The following is a 24,202-nucleotide window of genomic DNA, read 5'->3' as shown; positions in this document are numbered from 1 at the left end:
CCCGACCTAGCGCAGCAGCGTAGCGAAATGCGCGTCGAGCACCTGGCCGATCACCTGCGGATTGGTTCGCTCGGGATTGTCGACGCCGTGCGACGCGAGCCCGTCGGCGAGCGCATGCAACCTCATCGCCTCGATGTCGACCGAAGCGTCCGGCTGCAGGAATCCTGCATCATGTACGGCCTCGACAAATGTTCGATAGTGCTCGAACAGCGTCCGGTCCGTCTCGTCACGCACTGCCGTCAACGTCGAATCGGTCTGGGCGGCAGCAGCAAACGCCTCCCAGACCTGCATTTCTTCACGCCGATCTTCGTCGAGGGGAACGAACTGATCGGTGAACTGGCGGATCGCGCGGCGGATGTCGGGATCGAAGTCGATGCCGGCGATTCTCTTCTCCACTCGGACGGTCACGAGCGTCATCGCGAACAGCAAGAGTTCGGACTGCGTCGCGAAGAAGTGCCTTAGCGACCCCGTCGACATCTTCGCCTCGTCCGCGACGGCCCGGACGCTCGCGCTCGCCACACCATCGCGACGGATCACACGCCAGACAGCCTCGGCGATCTCTTCCCGTCGCTCATCGGGGCTGCTTCGTTTCACCACTTCACAAAGCTAACACAGTTGTGCTAGTTTTCGATCACTAACACAGTCGTACTAGAAATGAGCTGATGTCATGATCGTCCATCTGATCATCGCGTGCGAAATCATGTTCTGGGTGTTCATCGCCGCCGGTCTCGCCGCCCGCTATCTGCTGCGCCGCAAGACGCTGGGTGCCGCACTGCTCATCTGCGCACCCCTGGTCGACGTCGTCCTGCTCGTCGCCACAGCCCTCGATCTTCGGGGCGGCGGCGAGGCGAACTTCACCCACGGGCTTGCTGCGGCCTACATCGGCTTCTCCGTTGCGTTCGGGCACAGTCTCATCTCCTGGGCCGACGCCAGGTTCGCCTACCGATTCGCCGGCGGCCCGGCTCCCGTCGCGCCACCCAAGTACGGGAGTGCGCGAGCACTGCGCGAATGGCGCGAGTTCGGCAAAGCCGCGATCGCCTGGGCCATCGCGTGCGGACTTCTCGGCGCGGCCATCTTCCTCGTCGACGACCCCGCACGTACGGGTGCCCTCGACGGATGGATCAGCAAGCTGACAGTGGTGCTGGGAATCTGGGGAGCAATCGCCCTGAGCTACACGGTGTTTCCCAAGCGCGAGAAGGTCACGGCGCGCGGCTAGCCTCGACTGCCTGTTCGGTCGCGTCGCACACGATCACCGGACGCAGGACGAACACCGGCAACCTTCCACCGTCTTCCGGCCTCGCAAGACGAAGTTTCAGCCCTTCGCTACGTAGCAGGTACACCCCGGCCACTGTGCCTGAGACGAGCGAGATCACTCCGCCCACGATCAGGGGCGCACGGGGATCCACGGAGTCGGCGAGCCAACCAAGCAGCGGGCTTCCCAGCGGTGTGCCACCGAGGAAGCTGAGCATGTAGATGCCCATCACCCGCCCGCGCATCTCGGAGGGGACCGACATCTGCAGGATGTTCATCGCGGACGTCGTGAACGTCAACGTCAGTGCGCCCGTGGGGATCAACATCAGCGCCACCAACGCATAGGTAGGCATCAATCCCACCGCGACCTCGAACACGCCGAAAGCCACGGCGGCACCGAGGAACGTCCGCAACCGCGGCGCTTCCTTGCGCCTTGCGGCATACGCAGCGCCTGCAAGGGTTCCCACAGCAAGCGTCGTGGACAGCAGTCCGTAACCGTCGGCCTCGAGGCCGAACGTGTTGCGCGCCATCACCGCCAGGCTGATCGCGAAGTTCAGGCCGAACGTCGAGACCATGAAGACGGACACCATGATCACCCGAAGGTCCTTGCGACCCCACACATATCGGAACCCGTCGCGCACCTGCCCCTTGGTACGCGGCGCCGGTTCGGACGGGATCAGCTCCTTCTTGTTCATCAGGTACAGCGCGATGAGGACCCCACCGAACGTCGCGACGTTGAGCAGGAACACCCACCCGGTTCCGATCAGGTTGATCAAAACACCCGAGATGGCCGGACCGACGATGCGGGCCGTGTTGAACGTCATCGAGTTGAGCGCGATGGCATTGGACAGGTGTTCCTTGCCCACCATCTCGATAGTGAACGACTGACGCACCGGTGCGTCGAGCGCCGAGACACAGCCGAGGGCAAAGGCGATCAGGAAGACGTGCCACAACGCGACGAGCCCACCGACGTCCAACAGACCCAACACCAGTGCGCATACCGCACTCGCCCACTGCGTGAAGATCAGGATCCGACGCTTGTCGTACCGATCGGCCAGCACCCCACCCCACACCGACAGAAACAGCGTCGGACCGAACTGCAAGGCCATGACGATGCCCACCGCCAACGCGTTGCCGTCCGAGAGCGTCAGTACCAGCCAGTCCTGGGCAATACGTTGCATCCACGTGCCGACCAGAGAAACAATCTGTCCGGAAGCCCAAAGGCGGTAGTTGCGGTTGTGGAGCGCGGCAAACATGCCGGAATCGGGGTCTCGGGGCACCCCACCATCTTGCCCCTCGAGTAATTCGTTTGGGCAACGACCTCTATGTAGCGGAGCTACGCGACCTCTATGTAGCGGAGCTACGCGACGTCTCAGTAGCTGAGCTACACGACCGCATAACTCGCGGAACTACTCCGTCTTGTTGACCATCTCCGTGATGATCCCGACGGCACCGCGCAGCGTCGCGAGTTCTTCGCCACCCAGCCCGGCCAGCTGCTCGTTCATCCACGCCTCACGCGCATGGGTCTCGTCCGCGAGCAACGCCTGCCCGGCGTCGGAGAGATTCACGATGATCTGACGACCGTCCGTGGGATGCGGCGAGCGCTCGACCAGACCGAGCTCGGCGAGAGAAGCAACAACGCGCGTCATCGACGGCGGCTGAACTTTCTCACGTGCTGCGAGTACGCCAGGGGTCATCGGGCCGTACTGATCCAGGCTCGCCAAAGCGGACAGTTGCGTCAGCGATACCTGAGCGTCGACTCTGCGGCCGCGCAGATGCCTGGTGAGACGCACTACAGCCAGGGAAAGATCGCTGGCCAGCGCACGAGTTTCGGTGGTCACGCGTCAGACAATACGTCAAGAGCTGGCCGGTAGCTCACGTAATCGAATACCGGTCAACCCTGATTTCACGTAAGGGCGTCGGTAATGGGTCCGACAGTGAAGTAGGCCACAAAAAGTGCCGCCACGATCCAGAGCAACGGGTGGATCTTCTTGATACCACCGCTGGCAGCGTGCAGGACCACCCATGAAATGAAGCCGACACCGATGCCGTTGGCGATCGAGTAGGTGAACGGCATGACGATCATGGTCAGGAACGCCGGGAGAGCCACCGAGAACTTGGTGAAATCGATGTCTCGGACCTGTCCGATCATCAGCGCACCGACGACGACAAGGGCAGGCGCAGCTGCCTCGATCGGCACGACGGAGTAGAGCGGCGTCAGGAACATCGCGACGAGGAAGAGCAGTCCGGTCACGACATTTGCCAGGCCCGTGCGGGCGCCTTCGGCGATACCCGACGCGGATTCCACGAACACGGTGTTCGACGACGCCGAAGCGCCACCGCCCACGATCGCGCCCGCGCCTTCGACGACAAGCGCGCGACCGACGTTGGGGAGGTTTCCGTCCTTGTCGGTCAGGCCGGCTTCTTTACCGAGACCCGTCATCGTGCCCATGGCGTCGAAGAAATTCGCGAGTACAAGGGTGAAGACAAGCAGGCTGGCGGCCAGAACACCGATGCGGGTGAACGCGCCGAAGATGCTGACGTCGCCGACCAGGCTCAGATCAGGCATACCACCGAGCATCTCCGGGATCGCGGGGATGCTGAGGTTCCAGCCCTTGGGGTTGGTTCCGAGCGAGGGTCCGACGTCGGCAACTGCCTCGATGATCGCAGCGAGGATCGTCGTGACAACGATGCCGATCAGCAGTCCACCACGAACCTTGCGCACGACCAGAACACCCATGAGCAGGACACCGAAGATGAACACCACGGTCGGCCACGAAGCGATGGAGCCGTTGATTCCGAGCCCGACGGGAACCGTCGTACCGGCGGCATCGGGGATGCGGCGGACGAATCCGGCGTCGACCAGTCCGATGAAGGCGATGAACATGCCGATACCGGCCGCGATCGCGGACTTCAACGCCGAGGGAATCGCATTGAACACCGCAGTTCGGAAACCGGTGAGTGCCAACAGAACGATGATCACACCGTCGATGACCACCAGGCCCATCGCCTCGGGCCAGGTGACCTGAGGTGCGATGGTGACGGCGAGCAGGCTGTTGATGCCGAGACCCGCGGCGATGGCAAACGGATAGTTGGCAACGAGACCGAAGACGATGCTCATCAGGCCGGCAACCAGAGCGGTGACCGCAGCCACCTGGTTGACCGGAAGGATGTTGCCGAGAACGTCGGTCTTCGCTGCAGCGTCGTCAGCCGAGAAACTGCCGAGGATCAGGGGGTTGAGGACCACGATGTAAGCCATCGCCACGAAGGTGACGACACCGCCGCGAACCTCGGTCGAGATCGTCGACCCTCGTTCGCTGATCTTGAAATAGGTGTCGAGGATCTTGCCGGGTGCCGCCATGTTTGTTCTTTCCCCATCGCTGTAGGTCGCCGTGTGCCGGCGCACATGAAGCCGGTCGCACTAGGGAGAGTAGGCCACCGGGGTACGGGTAGCGTTAATTTTGTGACGGAGACTCGCAACACAACCAGCCTGATCGGCAAATTGTCCGCACCCGCGCCGGCACTGATCATCGGCACCGCGTTGTGGGTGGTCGCCACGATCGTGGTCGCGGTGAGCGGCGATCGTTGGTCGGATGCACTCCCGATCTGTTACGCGGGTATCGGAGTCGGCTTCCTCGGCCTCGCTCTGTTCTCCATTCAACGACGCGCAGCTGTGCGCGGTGACAAGGGCGCACAACAGGGCGCCGGTCTGGTCGACTGAGCAGGTCGATTCACCCTGTCAGTATGGTAAGCCTACCCTGCACTCTAGTGTCGGTCTTAGCTTGTCAATGCTGAAAGGAACCACGTAACCGTGAAGATCTCCCACCGAAATCGTTGGAAAAGCCGAGGACGTTGGACGAGACTGACACCCGTTGCTCTGGTCGCCCTGGTCGGCACAGCACTCGTCTCCTGCGGTTCGAACGACGACGCAGCAAGTAGTTCGTCGAGTTCCGGTGGCGGCGCCTTCCCCGTCACGATCGATCACGCTTTCGGCAGCACCACGATCGATTCCGAACCACAACGGATCGTCACTGTCGGTTACAACGACGAGCAGGCTCTGCTGGCCTTGGGCATCAAGCCCGTCGGAATGGTCAATCAGTACCCGGGCGAGCCGGACGTCAACCGCACGTGGCCGTGGGTCACCGGCCCTTGGGGCGGAACCGAACCGACCGTCGTCGGCAGCAATCCCGAAACCACGATCAGCGTCGAAAAGATCGCTGCGCTCGAGCCCGACTTGATCCTCGCGCTCTACTCGAGCATCGACAAAGACCTGTACAGCACACTTTCCGCGATCGCCCCGACCGTCGCGAAGGATCCGGCCTACGGCGACTACGCAACTCCGTGGCAGATCACGACGAAGACCGCAGCGAAGGCAGTGGGTCGCGAGGCCGACGGCGCGAAGTTGGTCGCCGATATCGACAAGCAGTTCGCCGACGCCAGAAGCGCTCACCCGGAATTTGCAGACCAGACCGCGGTGATCATCAGCGTCGACACGACCCCGGAGTTCTACGCCTTCTCCTCCGAGGACGCCCGCGGACGGGTCCTCGGCAGTCTCGGATTCAAACCTGCTCCCGCGGTCGAGGCATTGATGAACGGTGAGTTCTACGCGCCCATCTCCACCGAGCGACTAGATCTCCTCGACGTGGACCGTCTCGTTGTCATCGGCAATCCCGATGCCGCCCAGGCGGTCCGAAACAATCCGGGCTTCCAGCAACTCGACGTGGTCAAGAACAATCGCGTCGTCTACGTCAACGACGATCAGGCCCCGCAGGTCGGTGCGGCCCTGACCGCGAGTTCAGCACTGAGCTTGCCGTGGGCGACAAGCCAACTACTCGCCGAACTCACGAAGTAACCAGCGCCCGGCGCTTCCTGATCTGCGCAGTTCCCCAGATCCACACTCCGGCCCACACCATCCCGAACGCCCAACCTGCCAGCACATCGGTCATCCAATGGGCAGCCAGGTAGACGCGGGAGAATCCGACAGCGATCGTGTACAGGCCGAGGCTCGCGAGCATTGCCATCTTCGCGAGCCTCGGCAAAGCAAGCCGAAGAATCACTGCGGCAACCGAAGTCGCGAGTATCGCGCTCATCATCGCGTGGCCCGACGGGAACGAATACGAATCGATTTCGATCAAACGCTCCGGCAGGGGTGGACGGGTTCGCGTGAAGATGCGCTTCAATCCGCTCATCACGAGCAGACCGGTCAACATCGATCCGGCGATCAGCAGAGCTTCCGTTCGGAGCCCCCGAACCAGAAGCACGATCGTGAGCAGCGTCGCGATCAGCCACGACGCGAGGGTTCCGCCGCTGTCGGTGATGACGTCGACCACGTCCACGAGCCACGCCGTCCGCTGGCTCACTGCACTGTCGAGTACCCACTGATCAAAAGACATCTGCCCTCACATCCCTTGCGGCAGAGTCCACGTGCGCATCACGTGATGAACGCCGTCCGAGTCCACCCACCACGGCACGGTCACTGTCGCCTCCACCGCTCCTGTCAGTTCCACCGACAGTTCGTGATGGATCACTACCTCGCCGCCGGGAACCTCACGGCCGAGGGCTGCGAAGCCGAGAACTGCCTGTGGTTCGTTCGCCCACGTCGTCACAACGCCGGTGCTGCTCACTCGTCCGTGAACGGATGTGGACGCCGTAGCGACGTCGAGCAGATCTGCCAGTGCGTCAGCTGTCTCGAAACTGCCGAGCACCACTCGTTGTGCAGGCAGTGCCGCTCCCAGCCACGGTCGGTCGAGAACAAGGGCGTCGCCGGGATCGACCAGATCGCCGGAAAGGCCTCGCACGAACGGCGGCAGGTGCAGTTCCTCCAGGTCGAGAACCCGTCGCTGCGCTGCCTCACCCAGCAGTCGGTGCGTCCGCGCGACGACGGCGGAGGCCGGCATCCGTAGTGGGTCGGCAAGCCGATCGAGTAGCAGCTGAGCCAGTTCCGGATCGTCGACGGTATCCGATGCCAGCAATCCGGAGAAGAATCCGGCGTCGGGGTGTTCGGCAGCATCGAGCAATCCCTCGAAGGTGCGATCGCCCGGAGCGCGCAGCAAGCCAAGCACCTCACCGCCGAGTTCGGCATTCGAACGCAACCACCACGCCGTGTATCCACGACGGTCGGTGAGCAGCGCCCGCGTCGCCGGCGACTCGACCAGCAGCGACAGCGCCTGCGGCCAGCGGTCTTCGTCCACGAGATCGAGATCGCGCACGGCTTCGATGTATTCGGGGTCCTCGTCGAGGGTGTCCCACCATGCGTCTTCGGCGTCGAGATCGTGATCGGGGCCGGACGGCAATTCCTCACGGACCACCGTGAAACCCCACCCGACACCGACTACCCGTAGCGCCTGCTCCCCCACCCGCTGAACAAAATCAGCGTCGACGATGCCGAAGGGAGAATCCTCGACCAGGACGCTTGCAAGGGGAGCTCCCGGAAGCAGAAGTTGGTCGGCGGACCGCAATTCGCCCTCCGAATCAGGAAGCAGCACTTCACCGATCCACGACGGCAGCGCCCCTGGCGCCACGTGGGCCGCCAATCCGAGCACCACTTGCGCCAACTCCGTCGCTACCGAATCATCCTGATCCGCAGCATCTTCGATCAAGGCTCGCAGTGCCGGATCGGACAGCAGGTCGGTGGCACTCGCGGTCTGTGCTCCCAATCGAGACAGCAACGGGTGCGCCGCGACAGGATGAACCAACCTCGTCCACTGCACAGACGGTGCGTCTTCGCCCAGTTCGACGCCGACGACGACGGTCCGCGGTCCGGTCACCGTTCGTCCATCGGAGAGCGGAACCGGCAGTGTTCCAAGCTCTTCCACCGCAAGAGTGTCGACCACCAAGGGCTCGAGAGCCGAATAGAGTCGATTCCACCACTTCGGTTCACGTTCCAAGCCGCTGAGCAGTTCCGCGATGCGCGCGAGCCCGATGCGGTGCGTCGACACTGCCGAGAGTGCTCGCTCGTGCTTGGGGCCGGAGAGCTCGGGGACGACCAGGCCGCCGATGATGTCGGTGAGCAACTCGGCAAGGTCATCACTGAGCCCGGGCACCACGGATGCTCGCTGCGGCGCGCGGTTGGGTTCACCGACCACCGGAAGCCACTCGTTTTCCTGCAGCTCCTTCAGAAGCGCTTCGCGCAGAAGCGAATCGGTTTCGCTGCGGGCAAAGGCAGGGATCGGGACGAGTGCCGTTCGCTGCCGAGGAGGTAGTGCAGCAAGGAACTTCGCGTACCCCTCGGCAAGCGGAGCGATCGGTGCAGCGGGCATGAGGCGTCGCCGATCGGGTTGCATTGCAATGTCGGCAATGATGATCGCGGGGATCGACAGTTCCTCGTCGGATCGGGTCGGCGCCCGCAGCACGTCGTCTGCGACCGGCTCGACGACCCCGTCGCGGACCGGCACCAACCACCGTGCGTTCGGCGCCGAGTACTGCCACCACGTGCGATCTCCGATAGCTATCTCGACGAGACCGGATTCCAACACTCGTTCCGATCGCTGAAAGATCTTCTCGCCCAGACGAATATATCCGAGAGCCGGGAGTTCGAGAAGCAGGTCGACTGCCTCACGTGTCATCTGCGAAAGCAGCGCCGCGGCATCGACGTCCGGCCGAAGCGTCAGCACCACTTCCGAATCGGCACCGTCGCTCGGCAATTCGCCAGACGGCCACACCAAACGAAGTACGGGGACACCGGTTTCCGGCACGGGGAGTTCGCGAGACTCGATCTCGCGCAGAGTTTGCGAGGCAGAGAATCGAATCGATCCCGTCGACGAGCGCAGTTCCACCTCGTCACCGACCGAGAGAACTGCCGAGAATCCGACTCCGAACCGCCCCGTCACGCCTTCGTCGGCGTCGACCTTGTTCGACGCACGCAGCGCCGTGAGTGCGTGAACACCGGATTCGTCCAGCGGACGCCCGGTGTTCGCGACGGTCAGCGTCCGACCGTCCACGTCCACCCACAAAGAGCCCTCGACGCCCTCGCGTGCAGCTGCATCGGCAGCGTTCTGCGCCAGTTCGGTGAGCAGGCGGTCGCGGTACCCGGCCTTCGCGAGGTCGGATTCCGCAGCCGCGTCTTCACGCAATCGCGTCGGAGATTCCGACCACGCGCGCAGCGTCGCCTCGCGGAGTGCGTCCGTGCCGAACGGATCTTCTACTCGGTGGATACCGAATCCTCAACTGCAACAACGCTCGACGGGCGAGCGGGCACCGCAATCAGCTCGACTGCTCCGTCGTCGAATGCGTCGAACTGCGGCGAGCCCGCACCGAGCGGCAAGCTGGTGTCCGAATGTGCGCCACAGCCGTAGGACACGCTGACCACCCGGCCGTCTGCGGAGAGTTCGTTGCCGCACACGCCGAACGCTGCGTGCAGCGAACCTGCGAGTGGAAGGAAGAATCCACACAGCCCACACGTCGACGGGGCAGCCTTGGCCATCTCCGACTCCGGGCCGAAGTCACCGTCGAACCAACGCTGCGCGGCATCGAGTCGGCCCTCGAGGCTCATGACCTGTTTGCGGCCGAGCCCGATTTCGAGAGCTACCTCGTCGACTTCCGGGTCACCGGTGGCGACGTAGCCGGGAACGAGCCGAGGATCCTCGGCCGGCGGGGCGAGTAGGTCACCGACGGAGAGATCGCCGGGACGAATCCGCTGATCCCATGGCAGCCATTCCGGCGCAACCAACGCGTCGGGACCCGGCAGCAGCGCCAACTCACTGACAGTTGCGCGGGTGTCCTCCGGTCCGGCAGCGACGACAACCGCCCACTGCCAACCGCGGTATCCGGGAATGTCTGCTGCAAATCGATGGGTGGCGGCAAATTCGTCCTCCGACGTCACGCCGAGGTATGCCCCCACACCGCCTTCATGCAGGTCGACGACTGCCGTTCGGGCAAGCTCGACCGCATCGGCCAGTACTGGGCGCGGCACTGCACGCTCTGGAGAAGTAGCAACACTCACTCCTCCAGTTTGCCGCACCACCGCAAGTCCGCAACGCACTGGGCTGCCATGCTGGGCAGATGAGTAGGTCACACGCCAATTCCGTGCGCACTTTTGCAGTGGTCGCCGTGATCGCGTCGGCCCTGGCGGGGTGCTCCGATTCCCCCGGTGCTCCCGACAACCTCACGTCCGAAACCGGCTCCGTCGAGATCGTTCGAGTGTCCGCGCACGATCCCGACGCGTTCACGCAGGGCCTCGAGATCGACGGAAACCGGTTGTACGAAAGCACCGGACGCGTCGGGCAGTCCTGGGTGCGCTCGAGCGAGATCTCCGACGAGCAGTCCCCCGCTTCGGGACCGGAAGTTGCGCGTGCAGATCTCGACCCGCCGTTGTTCGGTGAGGGCATCACGGTCGCCGGAGACACACTGTGGCAACTCACCTGGAAAGACGGCGTCGCCATCGCCCGTGACAAGGACACCTTGACCGAACGTGGGCGGTTCCCACTCGACACCGAGGGATGGGGAATCTGTTCGCTCGGGGATCGGCTGGTCTCCAGCGACGGTTCGGCCACGTTGACCTTTCGCGATCCCGAAACCTTCGCGCCGATCTCCACGATCGACGTCACCAGATCTTCGGAGTCCGTCGGCAAATTGAACGAACTGGAATGCGCCGAAGACGGCTCCGTCTACGCCAATGTCTGGACCACCGACACCGTCGTCCGAATCGACCCGTCGGACGGCACCGTCACGAACGTGTACGACGCATCGGCGCTACGCGAAGAACTCGTCACGGATGGATCGACCAGCACCGTCGACGTTCTCAACGGCATCGCGCAGATTCCCGGTACCGATCGATTCCTGCTCACCGGCAAGTATTGGCCGCAGATGTTCGAAGTCCGTTTTGTTAACTGAGTCCGACATGACACAGGACTCGCAGGGGTGTGCGTGGTAGCCGCGCCGACACTAGGACAGAATTGAGTGGTGACCGGACCGCGCGAACCCTACGACCCCGAAACTCGGCGAATCCACGACGAGCCGGAGGGGCAACAGGTGCACCCCGGTTACGACAATTACCCACCCGCGGCCCGCCCGGACAACTACCCGCCTTCGGCTCGCCCCGCTGCGCGTCGCACGCCTTTGCCGCCGCTGCACCCGATCCCCGAATCACGGGGAGACTCGGATTCCGCGTCCGGTTCGAAGGCACCGGGTGCGGACGCCCCCAAGGCTCCCCCGATGCCTCGCAAGCTCACCGTCACCCGCGTCGCAGCGATGCGCAGCCGCGAACTGACGAACAAGGGCATCGCGACCTTCCAGCGCGCAGCGAAGGCCGACGGCGCGGACAAGTCCGGTCTGACCGCTCTCACCTACGCGGTGATGACGAACAACGCCACCGACGCCGCGATCTCCGTCGCTCTGGCCAACACGCTGTTCTTCTCGGCTGCGACGGGTGAGGACAAGACCAAGGTCGCGCTCTATCTCCTGATCACGATCGCACCGTTCGCGGTCATCGCACCGCTCATCGGTCCGATGCTCGACCGGTTGCAGCGCGGCCGCCGCATCGCACTCGCGTCGTCGTTCGGAATCCGGACGCTCCTCGCAGTGATCCTGGTCTTCAACTTCGACAGTTGGATCCTCTATCCGGCCGCGCTCGGCATGATGGTGCTCAGTAAATCGTTCTCGGTACTCAAGAGTGCGGTGACACCACGCGTCCTACCACCGGAAATAGACCTGGTGCGCGTCAATTCGCGTCTGACGGTCTTCGGGTTGATCGGCGGAACGATCGGCGCCGGCGCCGTCGCGGGTGCGCTCGCGCTCGCTTTCGGTTCCACCGGAGCCTTGTGGTTCGCCGTCGCCGTCACCGTCTTCGGCGCATATCTGAGCATGCGAATCCCGTCGTGGGTCGAAGTCACCGAGGGTGAGGTTCCCGCGACCATCACCTACCACCCGGACGAGGCGCACCACGCCGGCAGCGCCCCACCACAGCCGAACGCGAAACCGGCCAAGGTCAGACAGCCTCTCGGACGCGCCGTGATCATCGGACTCTGGGGCAACGGCACCATTCGGGTGCTCACCGGCTTCCTGACGCTCTACATCGCGTTCGTCGCCAAATCACGCACCGATCACGAGCCGCTCCAGCAAGCCATGATGCTCGGCCTGGTCGGCGCAGCGGCCGGTCTGGGAAACTTCGCCGGAAATGCCACGGGTGCGCGCCTCAAGCTCGGCCGGCCCGCACTGATCGTGCTCCGGTGCACTGCGTCGGTCTGGATCATCGCGGTGATCGCAGCGCTGACGGACAACCTGATGACCGCTGCGCTGGCCACACTCGTAGCCTCCGCCGCCAGCGCACTCGCCAAGGTCTCACTCGACGCGTCACTCCAGCACGACCTGCCCGAGGAATCGATCGCGTCCGGATTCGGCAGATCCGAGACGGTTCTGCAGTTGAGCTGGGTTCTCGGCGGCGCATTGGGGGTTCTGCTTCCGACCGAATACTGGATCGGGTTCACTGTTGTATCGGTGTTCCTGACGATCGGGCTTCTACAGACCTTCCTGAGCTACCGAGGAAGCAGCCTCCTGCCCGGCCTAGGCGGGAAGCGACCCGATCTGGCCGAACAAGAAGTGACCGAAGTGATTTACACCGGTAAATCCAACCGAGGACAAGGAAGTACTCCGCAGTGATGATGCGCTCGAGAACAAAGAAGATCGTGGCAGCGATCAGTGTCCTGATGGTGGTGGCACTAGTTGCTTACGTCTCCGTTCTTTTCGTGATCATCAAGAACATCAACGACGACCCCGAAAAGCTGCCGGTCATCACTGCATACGCACACGGCAAGACGATCGAGACGAACCCTGCCGGGTTCTGCACCATCGATCTGTCCCAGTGCGCCCAGGTGGGCGACATCTATGCCCTCGACGTTCCCGCGGGCTACCCGCTGCAGCTGTCGTTGTCGACGGACGTCTCCGATGCGCAGTGGGCCATGCTGGCGGTCTACGAGGATGCCGACGGCAACCAGACCGGCGAACCCCGAGTCTTCGAGCCCGGCGAGGCCCTGGCAGTGACGGTCGAATCTTCGAGCGATCCCGTCAAGCAACTCGTCGGCGTCGAAATCCACCTCGCCGTCGGTGAGGGAAGCGAACAGGGACTACTGATCTGGTCGATCAAGACCGCCTGATCCCCGGAAGAACGAAAATGCCCTGCACACCGATTGGTGTGCAGGGCATTTTGTTTCGAAGCCGTGTACGGCAGCTCGAATCGAGCGATCAGGTATCGAGCTCGCGAGCGACGGCTCGGACGACCTCGGAGATCCGCTGAGCGGTCTTGCGGTCCGGGTACTTGCCGTTGCGCAGATCCGGCTGGACCTTCGCCTCGAGCAACGTGATCATGTCCTCGACCATGCCGTGCAGCTGGTCAGGGGTGTGCTTACGCTCGACGGGCTCACGACGCGTCGCCGTAGCGCCCCGCAACGACGGCGCCGGCTCCAGCACCTTCAGGCTCAGCGCCTGCGGACCGCGGCGGCCCGCAGCCATGCCGAACTCGACGCGCTGGCCGGCCTTCAAGCCTTCGACGCCCTCGGGGAGAGCGGAAGCACGGACGTAGACGTCCTCGCCCTCTTCCTGCGACAGAAAGCCGAAACCCTTTTCGACGTCGTACCACTTCACCTTGCCGGTCGGCACCGCGTTCACCTGCTCATCACTCGACTGGGGCATCTGCCCCAATGTGCTCGGGAGGCTCTCGGAAGAGCCTCATGGCCTTGCTCGCATCGCTTCCGGTGGAAGAATGCAAAAGAACGCGCCCCACACTTGCTTCAGCGGGGCGCGCAGTCTGTTAACAGTCTACCTGTGACGAACCCGGGTCGGCACCCAGGTTTACAGGCACTATCCTCGTAGGTGTGGACCCTCAACCGAACCCGCGCACTTCCGGCACCGGAAACGGTCTGTTCCGTACGGCGATGGCACTGTTCATCGTCGGATTCCTGGCGATCGTGGCCATCTTCGCAGTCCACATCTTCAGCGACACCCCGCCCGGCCTGGCGTTGTACCTGGTGGCACTCGCGTGCCCGATCGGCTTCCTTCTGGCCATCGTCTACACGCTCAGATCCGGTCGACGCGTGCGCTGATCACTCCCGCCTCCAACCGAAAGGTCACTGACCATGAGAATCCTCCTGAACGTGATCTGGCTGGTGTTCGGCGGCTTCTGGCTGGCGTTGGGCTACTTCGCCGCAGGCATCATCTGCTGCATCCTCATCATCACGATTCCCTTCGGAATCGCGGCATTCCGCATCGGCATCTACGCACTGTGGCCGTTCGGTAAGACCGTCGTCGACAAGCCGACCGCTGGCGTCGGTTCGATGATCGGCAATGTCATCTGGGTGATCATCGCCGGTATCTGGTTGGCGATCGGACACATCGTCACCGCCGTCGCGATGGCGATCACGATCATCGGAATTCCGCTCGCGGTCGCGAACCTGAAGATGATTCCGATCTCGCTGATGCCGCTCGGCAAGGAGATCGTCGACGTGGACCGCGTCAATTACGCATAGCCGTGGACCGGGTGAATTACGCGTAAGCGGGCCCGGAGACAGAAGAACCCGACCACTGCAGGTGCTGTGGTCGGGTTCTCTCGTATCAGGTCGGATCAGCGGCCGAGGCTACCGAGTCCGGGGAGGTTACCGAGCGAACCGGTACCCGTTCCCGGGTTGCCCGGATCAACGGGGCCGACCGGACCCTCGGAGACCACGATGGTCACACTCGAAACCCGCGAAAGCACGCTCTTCGCAGTGATCTCGACCGTGACGCTGCCGACAGCCGTGGGGGTTCCCGAGATGGTGCCGTCCTGTGCGAGGGACAGTCCGCCGGGCAGAGTGCCGTTGGTGAGCGCAAAGGCTGCCCGGGTATCAGCGGCAGTGAGCTTCTGCGAATACGCCTTACCGACCTGAGCGGCAGGCAGTTCGACGGTCGCGGGTAGCGGGTACGCAGCAACGACGGTCACCTTGCCCCCGTTGGTCGTCGACGCGATGGCGCCGGTCGAGGTGTCGAGCGCGAGGTTTTTGACCTTCTCCAGTGCCGGAATCTTGGTATCGGTCAGAGCGGTGGTGGCGCGGGTCGTCAGATCGACCGACCACAGGTGTCCGTTCATGACGTCCGCGACATATGCAATGCCTGCAGCAGCGTCGACGACCACGCCGTTGGGAATCGCGGTCGGAGACAGCGTGGTCTTCGACAGAACCGCGCCGGCCGGGGTGATCGCCCACAGGTTGGTTGCCCGGGTGTCGGTCATGTAGATGTTGCCGGTGTTCGTGTCGACATCGACGTCGACCGGGTAGAGGTTGTCGGCACGCACGATCGACTTGAGTGCTCCGCCCTTGCGTACGTCCGCCTGCCACAGCGTGCGGCCGTAATTCTCGTCGAAGAAGTTGGTGTCCGCGATGTAGAGGAAGCCGCGGACACTGTCGAAGGCGAGCTTGGTCGGCGTTGCCGACTTGTCGACCAGAATGCTCGACACGGCGTCGGCGGCGTTGGGGTCGACGACTCGGATGTTGCCGGACTTGTAGTCCGAGAAGTACGCGCGGTGCGTTGTGGGGTCGACGACGACATCGTTGATCTGCGGCCGCGAGCCGTCGGGGTTCTTCTCGCTCAGCGTGACCGTCTTTTCGACCTTGCCGGTCTTCGTGTCGACAATCGAGATCGCGCCGCCGTAGGAGGAGGACACGTATGCGCGTCCGAGGTCCGAGTCCACGGCAAGTGCCGACGGGTAACCGACGACACCGTCGATGGTGCCGACGGACTTGCCGGTATTCGTGTCGACGACGGACAACGAGCTGGTCGGTCCGCCGTACTGCGTGATGTATCCGCGGTGGGTTGCCGAGTCGACGACGATGTCGCCGGGCTGGGTTGCGGAATAGCTTCCGACAACACCGTGTGTCGGATCCTCGGGTGAGGCGTGTGCAGCGGGAGCAGTGACGGCCAGGCCGACAGCAGCAGCGGCGACGGCGAGTGACGCGGTGACCGCACGCCGACGGTATTGCAGTTTCATGAGGGGTGCCCTACTTCTTTGGAAGACTCTGCGAACCCTGCCCATTCGGGGCAAGTCAGGCAAACCTAACCTAAGTTTCAATCTCGATGTTGAGACACAGGACACATCTTCGACCTGGATCGGCGCACCTCTCACTCGGCCGGAATTCCATTTCCACATAACGTGTGACCTTGCTCACATTACGGATGGATAACGGAACGGACACAACCGGACATTCACTCAGGCACCCCCACCTACCTGGGAAGAGTCTCCTGCGCTTTGTGTGACGCGTTGTACGTCCTTCGCCACGCCGCGTTATCAAATGGTGACACGAGAGACTCGAGCCGTTACCGTCGTTTTCGGCCGGGAAACTCGGCCACCTCCGGCCCGCCGCGCCAAGCCTTGTCCCGCGGGTACCGGACTTCCGACAGAGCATTCCAGGGACGAGGACGGGGGACCCAAAGTCCTCTGTGAGAACAGAAAAGTTCTCCAGTGGACACCGGTTCGATCGCAAGACCGAATCTTGGGGTGAAGCCAGACCCTTTCCAGCCAGGAAAGGCGAGGCCGGGCGACCTCTCAGCCCGAACCCGACAGCTGACCTCGCAGGCGCGTGTGGAGAGGATTTCGACCATCATGAGCGGACGCCATCGCAAGCCCACCACCACCGGTCGCACTGTCGCCAAGGTCGCCGTCACCGGCGCCATCATGGGCGTAGCAGGAATTGCAGCCACCGGAACCGCAAGCGCTGCCCCCGACTCCGACTGGGATCGTCTCGCCCAGTGTGAGGCCGGCGGAAACTGGGCCATCAACACCGGCAACGGTTACCAGGGCGGACTGCAGTTCTCCCCCAGCACGTGGAACGCACACGGCGGCGGACAGTACGCAGCCACCGCAAACCAGGCCACCCGCGAGCAGCAGATCGTTGTTGCCGAGCGTGTTCTCGCAAACCAGGGTTGGGGCGCATGGCCGTCCTGCTCCTCCAGCCTCGGACTGAGCAGCGGCGCCACCGAGCGTTCCGCTCCGGCCACCACGGCTCCTCAGGCAGCTCCGGCTCCGGCACAGCAGGTCGCTCAGACCGTTGCACACCCGGTCGCTGACGCCATCGATCAGGCAATCGCGTTCGCCAAGGCCAACGGCATCCCGGTCGACCCGCAGATCCTCGCAGTCGCCGACACCGCGAAGACGTTCCTCAAGTAACACCGGTAAGACTGTCCGCTCGGACGCTCGAACATCAAGAAGGCCCGCACCGAATCGGTGCGGGCCTTCTTCGTGTCGAGTTGTTATCGGTTGATGACGGTGTGCGGGTGTACGTAAGGAAGTGACTCCACCGGAACCGGAAAGGTGGTGTCCTCGCCGAAGGGTGAAAGTCCACCTGCGCGGGTCGATGACAATTCGGTCACTGCGTGATCTCCGTCTGCAGTTTCCGGCCATCCTGGATCTACATAGTGTTGCTTCGAATTGTTGGCCACGAAGTCATTTTGACAGGACGCCGTTACGCCGTACAGACCAGGTCTCTAATCTGATACCTGATGACCGAAACACGTGGCACCCCGGCGGGCAGTTCCGCAGCCGAAAGTCTGACCGATTGGCTCTCGGCGCGCAGTGACGCCGAGTTGACGGAGTTGCTGCGTCTGCGCCCCGATCTGGCCGTACCGCCGCCGAGCACGATGGTGGTTCTCAGTGGTCGGGCGCAGCAACGCGCGTCGGTCAGCCGAGCGGCGGACGAACTCGACACCCTCGATTTCGGTCTTCTCGAATTGTTGGCACTGGCTGGCGCCGAGGAAACTCCGATGACGCGGGCGGAGCTCAACAGTGCAATCGCCGAACGCGCCCTGACCGGCAAGGGCAAGGTCACCAAGAAGGCCGTCGACAAGTCACTGTCGAAGATGCGTGAGTCCGCCCTCGTCTGGGGTGTCGATCCCATCAGCGTCGTCCCGGCAGTCATCGGGATGATTCCGTGGCGTGTGGGGCGAGCCCTCGAACCTGCCGAGGCGATGACCGAGACCGAGATCTCGGCAGCCCTCGACGCTCTGGACACCCGTGAGCGGGATCTCCTCGAGACTCTCGCCAACTCCAGCCCGATCGGTCGCACCCGCGACGCCGCCCCCGGAACGCCGCCTGAGCGCCCGGTTCAGCGACTGCTGGCGGCCGGCTTGCTGCGGTGGCTCGACGAGCAGACCGTCGAGCTTCCGGCGACGGTTCGTCAGGTCATCCGCGGCGAGCCGGTTTTCGATCCGACGACGCTGACCGCACCCGTCATCGGGGGCGACAAACTCAAACCCGCGGACGTGAACGCCGCAGCGGCCGGCGAGGCGCTCGAGTTGGTACGCCAATGCGAGAGCGTGATCGCTGTTCTGGGCGCAGCACCGGCCCCAGCACTGCGAGCCGGTGGACTCGGTGTTCGAGAACTACGACGCGTGGCCAAGACGGCCGATCTCGACGAAGCGCGAGTGAGCCTGCTCGTCGAATTGCTCTCGGCAGCCGGACTCATCGCCAGTGGAACGCCCGACCCGGCGCCGGTCTCGGACAACGCGGACGAATACTGGACGCCCACACTCGCCGTCGACGGCTGGCTCAACGCGTCCACAGCTCGTCGGTGGGAGGTGCTGGCGTCCGCCTGGGTCGACGTACCGCGAGTTCCGTGGATGATCGGGCTGAGGGATTCCACCGACAAGCCCATCGCGGCGCTGTCCGAGGAAGGCCGGGCCCCGGCGGCTCCGCGCGATCGCCAGGCCATTTTGGGGCTGCTCTCCGAACTCGACAGTGGCCAGACTGCATCGGCCGTCGAGGTAAGTCGACTACTGGCGTGGCGACGCCCGCGATGGAGTGGGCGCCTACGGACGTTCGCAATCGAGCGGACTCTGGACGAGGCCGCCGCGCTCGGGCTGGTGGCCCGCGGCGCGTTGTCGTCACCTGGACGAGCTTTGCTGCACGGCGGGGACGCCGAAGCCGAAATGCAGTCCGCCCTACCCGAGCCCATCGACTACATCCTGGTCCAGGCAGATCTGACTCTGGTTGCGCCCGGCCCGCTCGTACCGGACCTGCTCGAGCAGGTGAGCCTGGTCGCGGACATCGAGTCGGCAGGATCGGCGTCCATGTACCGCATCAGCGAGGACAGCGTGCGGCGTGCGCTCGACGCCGGTCTGACGGCCACCGAACTGCATGCGATGTTCGCCTCGAAATCGAAGACGCCTGTTCCCCAATCACTTTCGTATCTGATCGACGATGTCGCCCGTCGACACGGGCGACTGCGTGCCGGAGTGGCGGCGTCGTTCATTCGATGTGAGGACGCATCACTGCTGGCGGAGGTCCTCGCTTCGGCGGTGGCGGAGCCCCTGGCATTGCGCGCCTTGGCTCCCACAGTCGCGATTTCGCAGGCCCCACTGCGCGAGGTCCTGGCCGAGCTGCGCGCAGCCGGATTCGCGCCGGCAGGTGAGGACTCCTCGGGCACGTTGGTCGATCTCCGCCCACGCGGGGCGCGGGTACCGAACCGTCGCAGCCGACCGGCCTCGCGAATGCCCGCGAGCCCGTCGGCGGATCAATTGGCGTCGTTGGTCCGCACGATGCGAGCAGGCGACCGCGCTTCCGCCCCGGGCCGTGGTGGTGTCCGGACGGACGGTTCGAGGGAGAACAATGCCGCCACCATCGCGTTACTGGCCACAGCGGCCCGGGACAATTCGAGCGTCAACATCGGCTATGTCGACGCTCAGGGGGTAGCGACTCATCGCATCGTCGACCCCGTCAGCGTGGGCGGCGGACAGCTGGACGCCTTCGACCCGGCAAGTGGTGCCGTACGCCGTTTCACGTTGCACCGCATTACTTCCGTCAGCCCCGTCGACTCCGGAAAAAAGTAGCAGAAAAGAAGCAACTGGCTTTTTTCTGTAAATGAAGTATGGTCGAGGTCAGTTTGTGATTGCCACTTCGAAAAATGAGGAGCGACAATGGCTGACAAGGCGCCGGGAAAGAACATGAAGAAACCCGCTCAGTCGATCAAGGAACGCCGCGCGGAAAAGCGGGCGAAAACTACGGAGTCTTCCGAGTTCATTCGTAAGCGGAAGCGGAGCTGACAGCACAGTCCAGAGGAAGACGAGCTGACTGCGAAGCTGACCAATGCCTGCCTCCACCGACACCCTCGTGCACCTGCACGAAACATTCAACCTGTTCAAGTCACGTAGTCGAGGAACTGATGCACGCTCGCGCGGCTACGCAGCGGGCATGACCCTGGCATCACTGTGTGTCCTCGACGAACACGCTCGGCAATCCGGAATACTTCTTTCGGATTTACCGCAGAAAGAGAATCAACCATCGTGAAAAGAACAATCCACACCCTGGACCGTATTCAAACGAGACTCGAATCGGAGCTTGATTCCACTCCGGGTGATTCCGAAAAGAATATCGGCTATAGATCCGGAATTTCCGAAGCTATTACTCATGTAATGGAAATGCGGAAGTCAGTGGTCGCGCAGAAATAGGAGGCGCATCAATTAGGCGCTCATCCCAATAACTGCCGCACTCCACCCACCAGAAAGACGACCTGGTCCTCGTAGAAGTCGGCAAGTCGCTCCGGCGCGAGCGGCTTGCTGCTTCCGCTCCAATCGTCCGCTCGGCTCAACGCCTGGAGGAAGCCCATCAAGGCAACCGCCCAGCGAGTCTCGAGCCTTTCGAGATCGGTAGCAGGAAAGGTACGACGGACCTGGTCGAGAAGATGATCACGAAGGTGCAGCTCGGTCGCCTCGAGGGCTGGATGGCCCGGTCGTGACATCTGCGGCTGCGAAATCTGCGTGACGATTCTGATCCATCGCATTCCCCGCGTGCGATGGCGAAGAAGCAGTGTCTTGTATGGCGCCGTGACCGCCCGCACCAACGCTTCGACCGTCGGCGGCTCCTTGTCGGCGGCTAGGGCGTCCACGTTCGCGCTGATCTGATCTCGCACCGACGTTCCCATGTCCAACAGCACCGCGGCGACCAGATCCTCCTTGGTGCCGAAATGGTAGTGGACGGACGACGGTCCGAGACCGGCCGCCGCGTTGACCGCGCGCAGCGAAACTGCATCCAATCCCTCTGTCGCGAAAAGCCGTTCAGCAGTTTTGAGCAAACGCAGACGTGTCACGTCGCCTTGACGGTTCTGCCGGGAGTCGGTCATACGAACGAGCTTCGCACGGGCTCGCCGAACTTCTCCGAAGCGCTGACCGCGGAGTCAGAGTGATTCACGGTGTGCTCGCACCCTGTTGTCGCGATCGACCCAGCCGTGGGCGCGTGCGTAGTCCACCATCGCGGAGAACTTCTGCCTCCACTGCGCGTTTCCGACCTGGGCCGCGACGGCTTGTTCCAGGTGAGCAATGTCGAGCCAGACATGATCGTCCTCGAGTTCCCCCCATGGTTCCAATGCCCGACTCAGAGTCTCGGATTGATCGTCGCCGCCTACGACGACCGAGAGACTGGTGAAGTCGTCGACCCCGTTCAGTTCGACGGTCGAGGAGGTGGGGGTGATTGTGACGTCCAGTCGCATGACCTCTTCAACGCTCCTTCTCAAAATGCCTGGTTCAGTTGATCGACTTGGAACAACCTTAGACGACATGACTGCGCCAGATAGCGTTGAGCTACAAGTGATTACAAACCTCCCACTGTGCGGGAGGCTCAACTTATTGGATCAGTTGATCCATGTTAGACATCTCTATCAGAGCGAGTGATCCAAATCACTCCCCTGTCGACAGGAGATGTCATCGTGTGGTCCGCATCGTCCATCCGCTTCGGAGCCTTCCTCGCCCCGTACCATCCGCTCGACGCCGATCCCGCCCTGCAACTCAGACGCGACATCGACCTCATGACACACCTGGACCACCTCGGATTCGAAGAAGCGTGGATGGGTGAGCATCATTCGACCGGCGCCGAGATCGTGCCTGCTCCGGACATGTTCATCGCGGCCGCCGCAGAGCGAACCGAGCGCATCCAGTTCGGCACAGGCGTGACGTCCCTGCCCTATCACCACCCGCTGATCACGGCCGACCGCATCACTCAGCTCGATCTGCAGACGCGCGGACGGCTCATCTTCGGCACCGGCCCAGGCAAGATTCCCCTCGATGCACACATGATGGGCATCAACCCGTCGGACCAGCGTCGCCGCCAGGGCGAAGCGCTCGAGGCCATTCTCGCGTTGCTTCGCGGCGAGGTCGTCAACATGGAAACCGACTGGTTCACGTTGCGTGACGCACGCGCACAGCTGCCCACATACCGTGCGGACGGCATCGAGACCGTGACAGCGTCGACGATTTCACCCAACGGTTCGGTGCTCGCCGGCAAGAACGGGCTCTCCCTGCTCTCACTCGCGGCGAGTTCACCCAGCGGATTCGACGCACTGGATCGCAACTGGGATGTGTACGAGAAGGTCTCGGCCGAGCACGGCCACCACGCCGACCGGGCGACGTGGCGTGTGGTCAATCCGATGTTCATCGCCGAGACCCGAGCCGAGGCCGAGCGCGCCGTGAGCCGACGGATCGGATCGATGGCCTCCTACGTGAATCGACAGACCGGCCAGAACCCGGCCTGGGCAGATACACCTGCCGGAATCATCGACCAGTGGCGCAACGACACGCTCGGCGAGTTCGGTCAGGCGATCATCGGTACGCCCGAAGATGCGATTGCTCAGATCGAGCGTCTGATCGAGAAGACAGGAGGGTTCGGCACGTTCCTGATCCTTCACGTGGACATGGCGAGCTGGGAGGACACCAAACGCAGCTACGAATTGTTCGCCTCCGAGGTGGTCCCGCACTTCCGGAAGCGGAATGTCGGACGTCAGGCGAGCATGCAGTTCGCCGAGGACAACCGCGAATACCTGATCGGCGGGCTGGTCGGAGCGATCACCAAAGCCCATACCGACTACTACGGCCAACCGGCCGAGACGGGAGCCGTGCGCGCATGAGGGCCGTCCGATTTCAACAGGGAGAATTCGCCGTCGCCGAGATGGCCGACGCGCCGCCGTTGGCACCCCATCAGATCCGCATCGACGTCGTCGCCTGCGGAATCTGCGGCAGCGACCTGAGCATGTCGAAGGACCCGTGCCGATTCGTCGAGGTCGCACACGACGGTGGCTACCCGCTCGCCACCTTCGATCCAGACGCACCCGTGGTGCTGGGCCACGAATACGCGGGTATCGTCGCCGAGACCGGTTCGGCAGTAGACGATTTCATGATCGGTGATCGGGTGGCCGGCATCGGCTTGGCCACCGACACGGCTACCGGGATCCCGACGATCATCGGTTACTCGAACGAATACCACGGCGCGTTCGGCGATCACATCGTTGTCGACGCATTCTGGGTCCGCAAGGTTCCCGACCATCTGTCACTCGAGCACGCCACACTGGCCGAACCTCTACACGTCGGCGAGATGCATCTCCAACAGTCCGGCCTCACCTCGGCCGATTCAGCGCTCGTCGTCGGTTGCGGCACGATCGGACTGGGTGCCATCGTCGCGGCGAAAGCGAGAGGGGCACAGATCGTCATCGCATCCGAGCCCTCCCCCAAACGCCGCGAACTCGCCAAGAAGATGGGCGCGGACATCGTCGTCGACCCCTTCACACAGGATCCGATCGAACTGTGGAATCAGATGGTCGCCGAAGGCAACCCGCTCGTGGGCCAGGCCGCGAACGGCATCCTGATCGCCTACGAATGCAGCGGCCGGGCGGGGGTCATCGGCGAACTGATGCGCACCCTGCCGTTCAACTCGCGGATTCAGGTCCTGGCTGCGCCGTTCGGCGACGAGACCATCGTTCCCGTCATCGGGCAGTTCCGAAGGATCTCGATCAACTTCGGTCATGGCCCCTACGAGAACGCGTACGACATCACCCTTGCTCGGTTGGCCGACGGCGAGATCGACGCCGAAGCGATCATTACCGGCCGTGTCGGGCTCGACGGAGTCTCGGACGCTTTTGCGGCTCTTCGCGCACCCGACGAGCACGTGAAGATCCTCGTCCTGCCCGCCGCAGGTCGCCCGGAATAGCGGTTGGTCCTGCCCTGTTGACGTAGG

At 63.3% G+C, this 24,202-nt stretch carries 25 protein-coding genes and 1 riboswitch; of the genes, 13 read left to right on the top strand and 12 right to left on the bottom strand.

Going from position 1 to position 24,202, the window contains the following annotated elements:
* Positions 1–6 precede the first annotated feature (6 nt).
* On the bottom strand, positions 7–597 hold the full coding sequence (locus QM596_RS06650) for a TetR/AcrR family transcriptional regulator (protein ID WP_019744923.1): 591 nt from the start codon (positions 595–597) through the stop codon (positions 7–9).
* A 70-nt stretch (positions 598–667) separates the two neighbouring features.
* Between QM596_RS06650 and QM596_RS06645 the strand changes: the two genes are divergently transcribed.
* A complete protein-coding gene (locus tag QM596_RS06645) occupies positions 668–1,216 on the top strand; it encodes a hypothetical protein (protein ID WP_019744924.1) in 549 nt (182 codons plus the stop codon).
* Here the strand turns inward: QM596_RS06645 and QM596_RS06640 are convergent.
* From QM596_RS06640 to QM596_RS06630, 3 genes are all read right to left on the bottom strand, one after another.
* Positions 1,200–2,507, bottom strand: a complete 1,308-nt coding sequence (locus tag QM596_RS06640; protein ID WP_007733487.1) for an MFS transporter — start codon at positions 2,505–2,507, stop codon at positions 1,200–1,202. The genes QM596_RS06645 and QM596_RS06640 overlap by 17 nt on opposite strands.
* 153 nt (positions 2,508–2,660) lie before the next feature.
* Complete coding sequence (locus QM596_RS06635) at positions 2,661–3,092, bottom strand: MarR family winged helix-turn-helix transcriptional regulator (RefSeq protein WP_019744926.1); 432 nt, start codon at positions 3,090–3,092, stop codon at positions 2,661–2,663.
* A 65-nt stretch (positions 3,093–3,157) separates the two neighbouring features.
* On the bottom strand, positions 3,158–4,612 hold the full coding sequence (locus QM596_RS06630) for an NCS2 family permease (protein ID WP_020970489.1): 1,455 nt from the start codon (positions 4,610–4,612) through the stop codon (positions 3,158–3,160).
* 102 nt (positions 4,613–4,714) lie between these two features.
* Here QM596_RS06630 and QM596_RS06625 point away from each other — a divergent pair, with 102 nt between their 5' ends.
* On the top strand, positions 4,715–4,972 hold the full coding sequence (locus QM596_RS06625) for a DUF2530 domain-containing protein (protein ID WP_019744928.1): 258 nt from the start codon (positions 4,715–4,717) through the stop codon (positions 4,970–4,972).
* 90 nt (positions 4,973–5,062) lie between these two features.
* Entirely contained in the window at positions 5,063–6,103 is a 1,041-nt protein-coding gene (locus tag QM596_RS06620; RefSeq protein WP_052740959.1) for an iron-siderophore ABC transporter substrate-binding protein, read from the top strand.
* On the opposite strand, the gene QM596_RS06615 is transcribed toward QM596_RS06620, so the two are convergent.
* The 3 genes from QM596_RS06615 to QM596_RS06605 all read right to left on the bottom strand — a co-directional run bounded on the left by QM596_RS06615 (position 6,093) and on the right by QM596_RS06605 (position 10,213).
* Positions 6,093–6,644 (bottom strand): phosphatase PAP2 family protein, encoded by a 552-nt coding sequence (locus QM596_RS06615; protein ID WP_020908797.1) that lies wholly within the window; start codon positions 6,642–6,644, stop codon positions 6,093–6,095. The two genes, QM596_RS06620 and QM596_RS06615, sit on opposite strands and share 11 nt — an antisense overlap.
* A 6-nt stretch (positions 6,645–6,650) precedes the next feature.
* Positions 6,651–9,323, bottom strand: a complete 2,673-nt coding sequence (locus tag QM596_RS06610; RefSeq protein WP_283308419.1) for a sacsin N-terminal ATP-binding-like domain-containing protein — start codon at positions 9,321–9,323, stop codon at positions 6,651–6,653.
* Between the two features lie 68 nt (positions 9,324–9,391).
* The gene (locus QM596_RS06605) at positions 9,392–10,213 is read right to left on the bottom strand and encodes a DUF3027 domain-containing protein (protein ID WP_019744932.1); all 822 of its coding nucleotides are present in this window, start codon (positions 10,211–10,213) and stop codon (positions 9,392–9,394) included.
* A gap of 38 nt (positions 10,214–10,251) precedes the next feature.
* On the opposite strand from QM596_RS06605, the gene QM596_RS06600 reads away from it, so the two are divergent.
* From QM596_RS06600 to QM596_RS06590, 3 genes are all read left to right on the top strand, one after another.
* Positions 10,252–11,082, top strand: a complete 831-nt coding sequence (locus tag QM596_RS06600) for a glutaminyl-peptide cyclotransferase (RefSeq protein WP_279217682.1) — start codon at positions 10,252–10,254, stop codon at positions 11,080–11,082.
* Positions 11,083–11,151: 69 nt separating this feature from the next.
* The gene (locus QM596_RS06595) at positions 11,152–12,846 is read left to right on the top strand and encodes an MFS transporter (RefSeq protein ID WP_030244200.1); all 1,695 of its coding nucleotides are present in this window, start codon (positions 11,152–11,154) and stop codon (positions 12,844–12,846) included.
* Entirely contained in the window at positions 12,846–13,340 is a 495-nt protein-coding gene (locus QM596_RS06590) for a DUF2771 domain-containing protein (protein ID WP_261779136.1), read from the top strand. Before QM596_RS06595 ends, QM596_RS06590 begins: the two co-directional genes overlap by 1 nt.
* A gap of 88 nt (positions 13,341–13,428) precedes the next feature.
* On the opposite strand, the gene QM596_RS06585 is transcribed toward QM596_RS06590, so the two are convergent.
* Positions 13,429–13,842 carry a cold-shock protein gene (locus QM596_RS06585; protein ID WP_007733502.1) on the bottom strand — a complete coding sequence of 138 codons (414 nt, stop codon included), beginning with the start codon at positions 13,840–13,842 and terminating at the stop codon, positions 13,429–13,431.
* A 215-nt stretch (positions 13,843–14,057) separates the two neighbouring features.
* Between QM596_RS06585 and QM596_RS06580 the strand changes: the two genes are divergently transcribed.
* On the top strand, positions 14,058–14,285 hold the full coding sequence (locus tag QM596_RS06580; RefSeq protein ID WP_003940194.1) for a hypothetical protein: 228 nt from the start codon (positions 14,058–14,060) through the stop codon (positions 14,283–14,285).
* Between the two features lie 33 nt (positions 14,286–14,318).
* Positions 14,319–14,708 (top strand): YccF domain-containing protein, encoded by a 390-nt coding sequence (locus QM596_RS06575; protein WP_003939919.1) that lies wholly within the window; start codon positions 14,319–14,321, stop codon positions 14,706–14,708.
* A gap of 95 nt (positions 14,709–14,803) precedes the next feature.
* On the opposite strand, the gene QM596_RS06570 is transcribed toward QM596_RS06575, so the two are convergent.
* On the bottom strand, positions 14,804–16,201 hold the full coding sequence (locus tag QM596_RS06570) for a YncE family protein (RefSeq protein ID WP_283308418.1): 1,398 nt from the start codon (positions 16,199–16,201) through the stop codon (positions 14,804–14,806).
* Positions 16,202–16,595: 394 nt separating this feature from the next.
* A riboswitch (cyclic di-AMP (ydaO/yuaA leader) is annotated at positions 16,596–16,805 on the top strand.
* A gap of 8 nt (positions 16,806–16,813) precedes the next feature.
* On the opposite strand from QM596_RS06570, the gene QM596_RS06565 reads away from it, so the two are divergent.
* On the top strand, positions 16,814–17,377 hold the full coding sequence (locus QM596_RS06565; protein WP_019744938.1) for a transglycosylase family protein: 564 nt from the start codon (positions 16,814–16,816) through the stop codon (positions 17,375–17,377).
* 83 nt (positions 17,378–17,460) lie between these two features.
* Here QM596_RS06565 and QM596_RS06560 read toward each other — a convergent pair whose 3' ends face one another.
* Complete coding sequence (locus QM596_RS06560) at positions 17,461–17,649, bottom strand: hypothetical protein (RefSeq protein ID WP_019744939.1); 189 nt, start codon at positions 17,647–17,649, stop codon at positions 17,461–17,463.
* Between the two features lie 60 nt (positions 17,650–17,709).
* On the opposite strand from QM596_RS06560, the gene QM596_RS06555 reads away from it, so the two are divergent.
* Both QM596_RS06555 and QM596_RS06550 read left to right on the top strand, forming a co-directional pair.
* Entirely contained in the window at positions 17,710–20,034 is a 2,325-nt protein-coding gene (locus tag QM596_RS06555; RefSeq protein ID WP_020908802.1) for a helicase-associated domain-containing protein, read from the top strand.
* A gap of 87 nt (positions 20,035–20,121) precedes the next feature.
* Complete coding sequence (locus tag QM596_RS06550) at positions 20,122–20,247, top strand: hypothetical protein (protein ID WP_019744941.1); 126 nt, start codon at positions 20,122–20,124, stop codon at positions 20,245–20,247.
* Between the two features lie 425 nt (positions 20,248–20,672).
* Here QM596_RS06550 and QM596_RS06545 read toward each other — a convergent pair whose 3' ends face one another.
* Positions 20,673–21,323 carry a TetR/AcrR family transcriptional regulator gene (locus QM596_RS06545; protein ID WP_283308417.1) on the bottom strand — a complete coding sequence of 217 codons (651 nt, stop codon included), beginning with the start codon at positions 21,321–21,323 and terminating at the stop codon, positions 20,673–20,675.
* Between the two features lie 54 nt (positions 21,324–21,377).
* A complete protein-coding gene (locus tag QM596_RS06540; protein WP_097387007.1) occupies positions 21,378–21,689 on the bottom strand; it encodes a hypothetical protein in 312 nt (103 codons plus the stop codon).
* A gap of 216 nt (positions 21,690–21,905) precedes the next feature.
* On the opposite strand from QM596_RS06540, the gene QM596_RS06535 reads away from it, so the two are divergent.
* On the top strand, positions 21,906–23,099 hold the full coding sequence (locus QM596_RS06535; protein WP_020908805.1) for an LLM class flavin-dependent oxidoreductase: 1,194 nt from the start codon (positions 21,906–21,908) through the stop codon (positions 23,097–23,099).
* Positions 23,096–24,175, top strand: coding sequence for an alcohol dehydrogenase catalytic domain-containing protein (locus QM596_RS06530; RefSeq protein ID WP_283308415.1), 1,080 nt, complete (start codon positions 23,096–23,098; stop codon positions 24,173–24,175). Before QM596_RS06535 ends, QM596_RS06530 begins: the two co-directional genes overlap by 4 nt.
* Positions 24,176–24,202 lie beyond the last annotated feature (27 nt).

It is taken from the genome of Rhodococcus sp. IEGM 1406, from assembly GCF_030056745.1.
GTDB lineage: Bacteria > Actinomycetota > Actinomycetes > Mycobacteriales > Mycobacteriaceae > Rhodococcus_F > Rhodococcus_F erythropolis.
This window is presented reverse-complemented; position numbering and strand designations above follow the sequence as displayed.

Coding starts and splice junctions, on each gene's coding strand:
- QM596_RS06550 (WP_019744941.1), top strand. CDS start 20,122: ATGGCTGACAAGGCGCCGGGAAAGAACATGAAGAAACCCGCTCAGTCG.
- QM596_RS06640 (WP_007733487.1), bottom strand. CDS start 2,507: ATGTTTGCCGCGCTCCACAACCGCAACTACCGCCTTTGGGCTTCCGGA.
- QM596_RS06555 (WP_020908802.1), top strand. CDS start 17,710: ATGACCGAAACACGTGGCACCCCGGCGGGCAGTTCCGCAGCCGAAAGT.
- QM596_RS06615 (WP_020908797.1), bottom strand. CDS start 6,644: ATGTCTTTTGATCAGTGGGTACTCGACAGTGCAGTGAGCCAGCGGACG.
- QM596_RS06545 (WP_283308417.1), bottom strand. CDS start 21,323: ATGACCGACTCCCGGCAGAACCGTCAAGGCGACGTGACACGTCTGCGT.
- QM596_RS06600 (WP_279217682.1), top strand. CDS start 10,252: ATGAGTAGGTCACACGCCAATTCCGTGCGCACTTTTGCAGTGGTCGCC.
- QM596_RS06630 (WP_020970489.1), bottom strand. CDS start 4,612: ATGGCGGCACCCGGCAAGATCCTCGACACCTATTTCAAGATCAGCGAA.
- QM596_RS06540 (WP_097387007.1), bottom strand. CDS start 21,689: ATGCGACTGGACGTCACAATCACCCCCACCTCCTCGACCGTCGAACTG.
- QM596_RS06570 (WP_283308418.1), bottom strand. CDS start 16,201: ATGAAACTGCAATACCGTCGGCGTGCGGTCACCGCGTCACTCGCCGTC.
- QM596_RS06575 (WP_003939919.1), top strand. CDS start 14,319: ATGAGAATCCTCCTGAACGTGATCTGGCTGGTGTTCGGCGGCTTCTGG.
- QM596_RS06590 (WP_261779136.1), top strand. CDS start 12,846: ATGATGCGCTCGAGAACAAAGAAGATCGTGGCAGCGATCAGTGTCCTG.
- QM596_RS06565 (WP_019744938.1), top strand. CDS start 16,814: ATGAGCGGACGCCATCGCAAGCCCACCACCACCGGTCGCACTGTCGCC.
- QM596_RS06645 (WP_019744924.1), top strand. CDS start 668: ATGATCGTCCATCTGATCATCGCGTGCGAAATCATGTTCTGGGTGTTC.
- QM596_RS06530 (WP_283308415.1), top strand. CDS start 23,096: ATGAGGGCCGTCCGATTTCAACAGGGAGAATTCGCCGTCGCCGAGATG.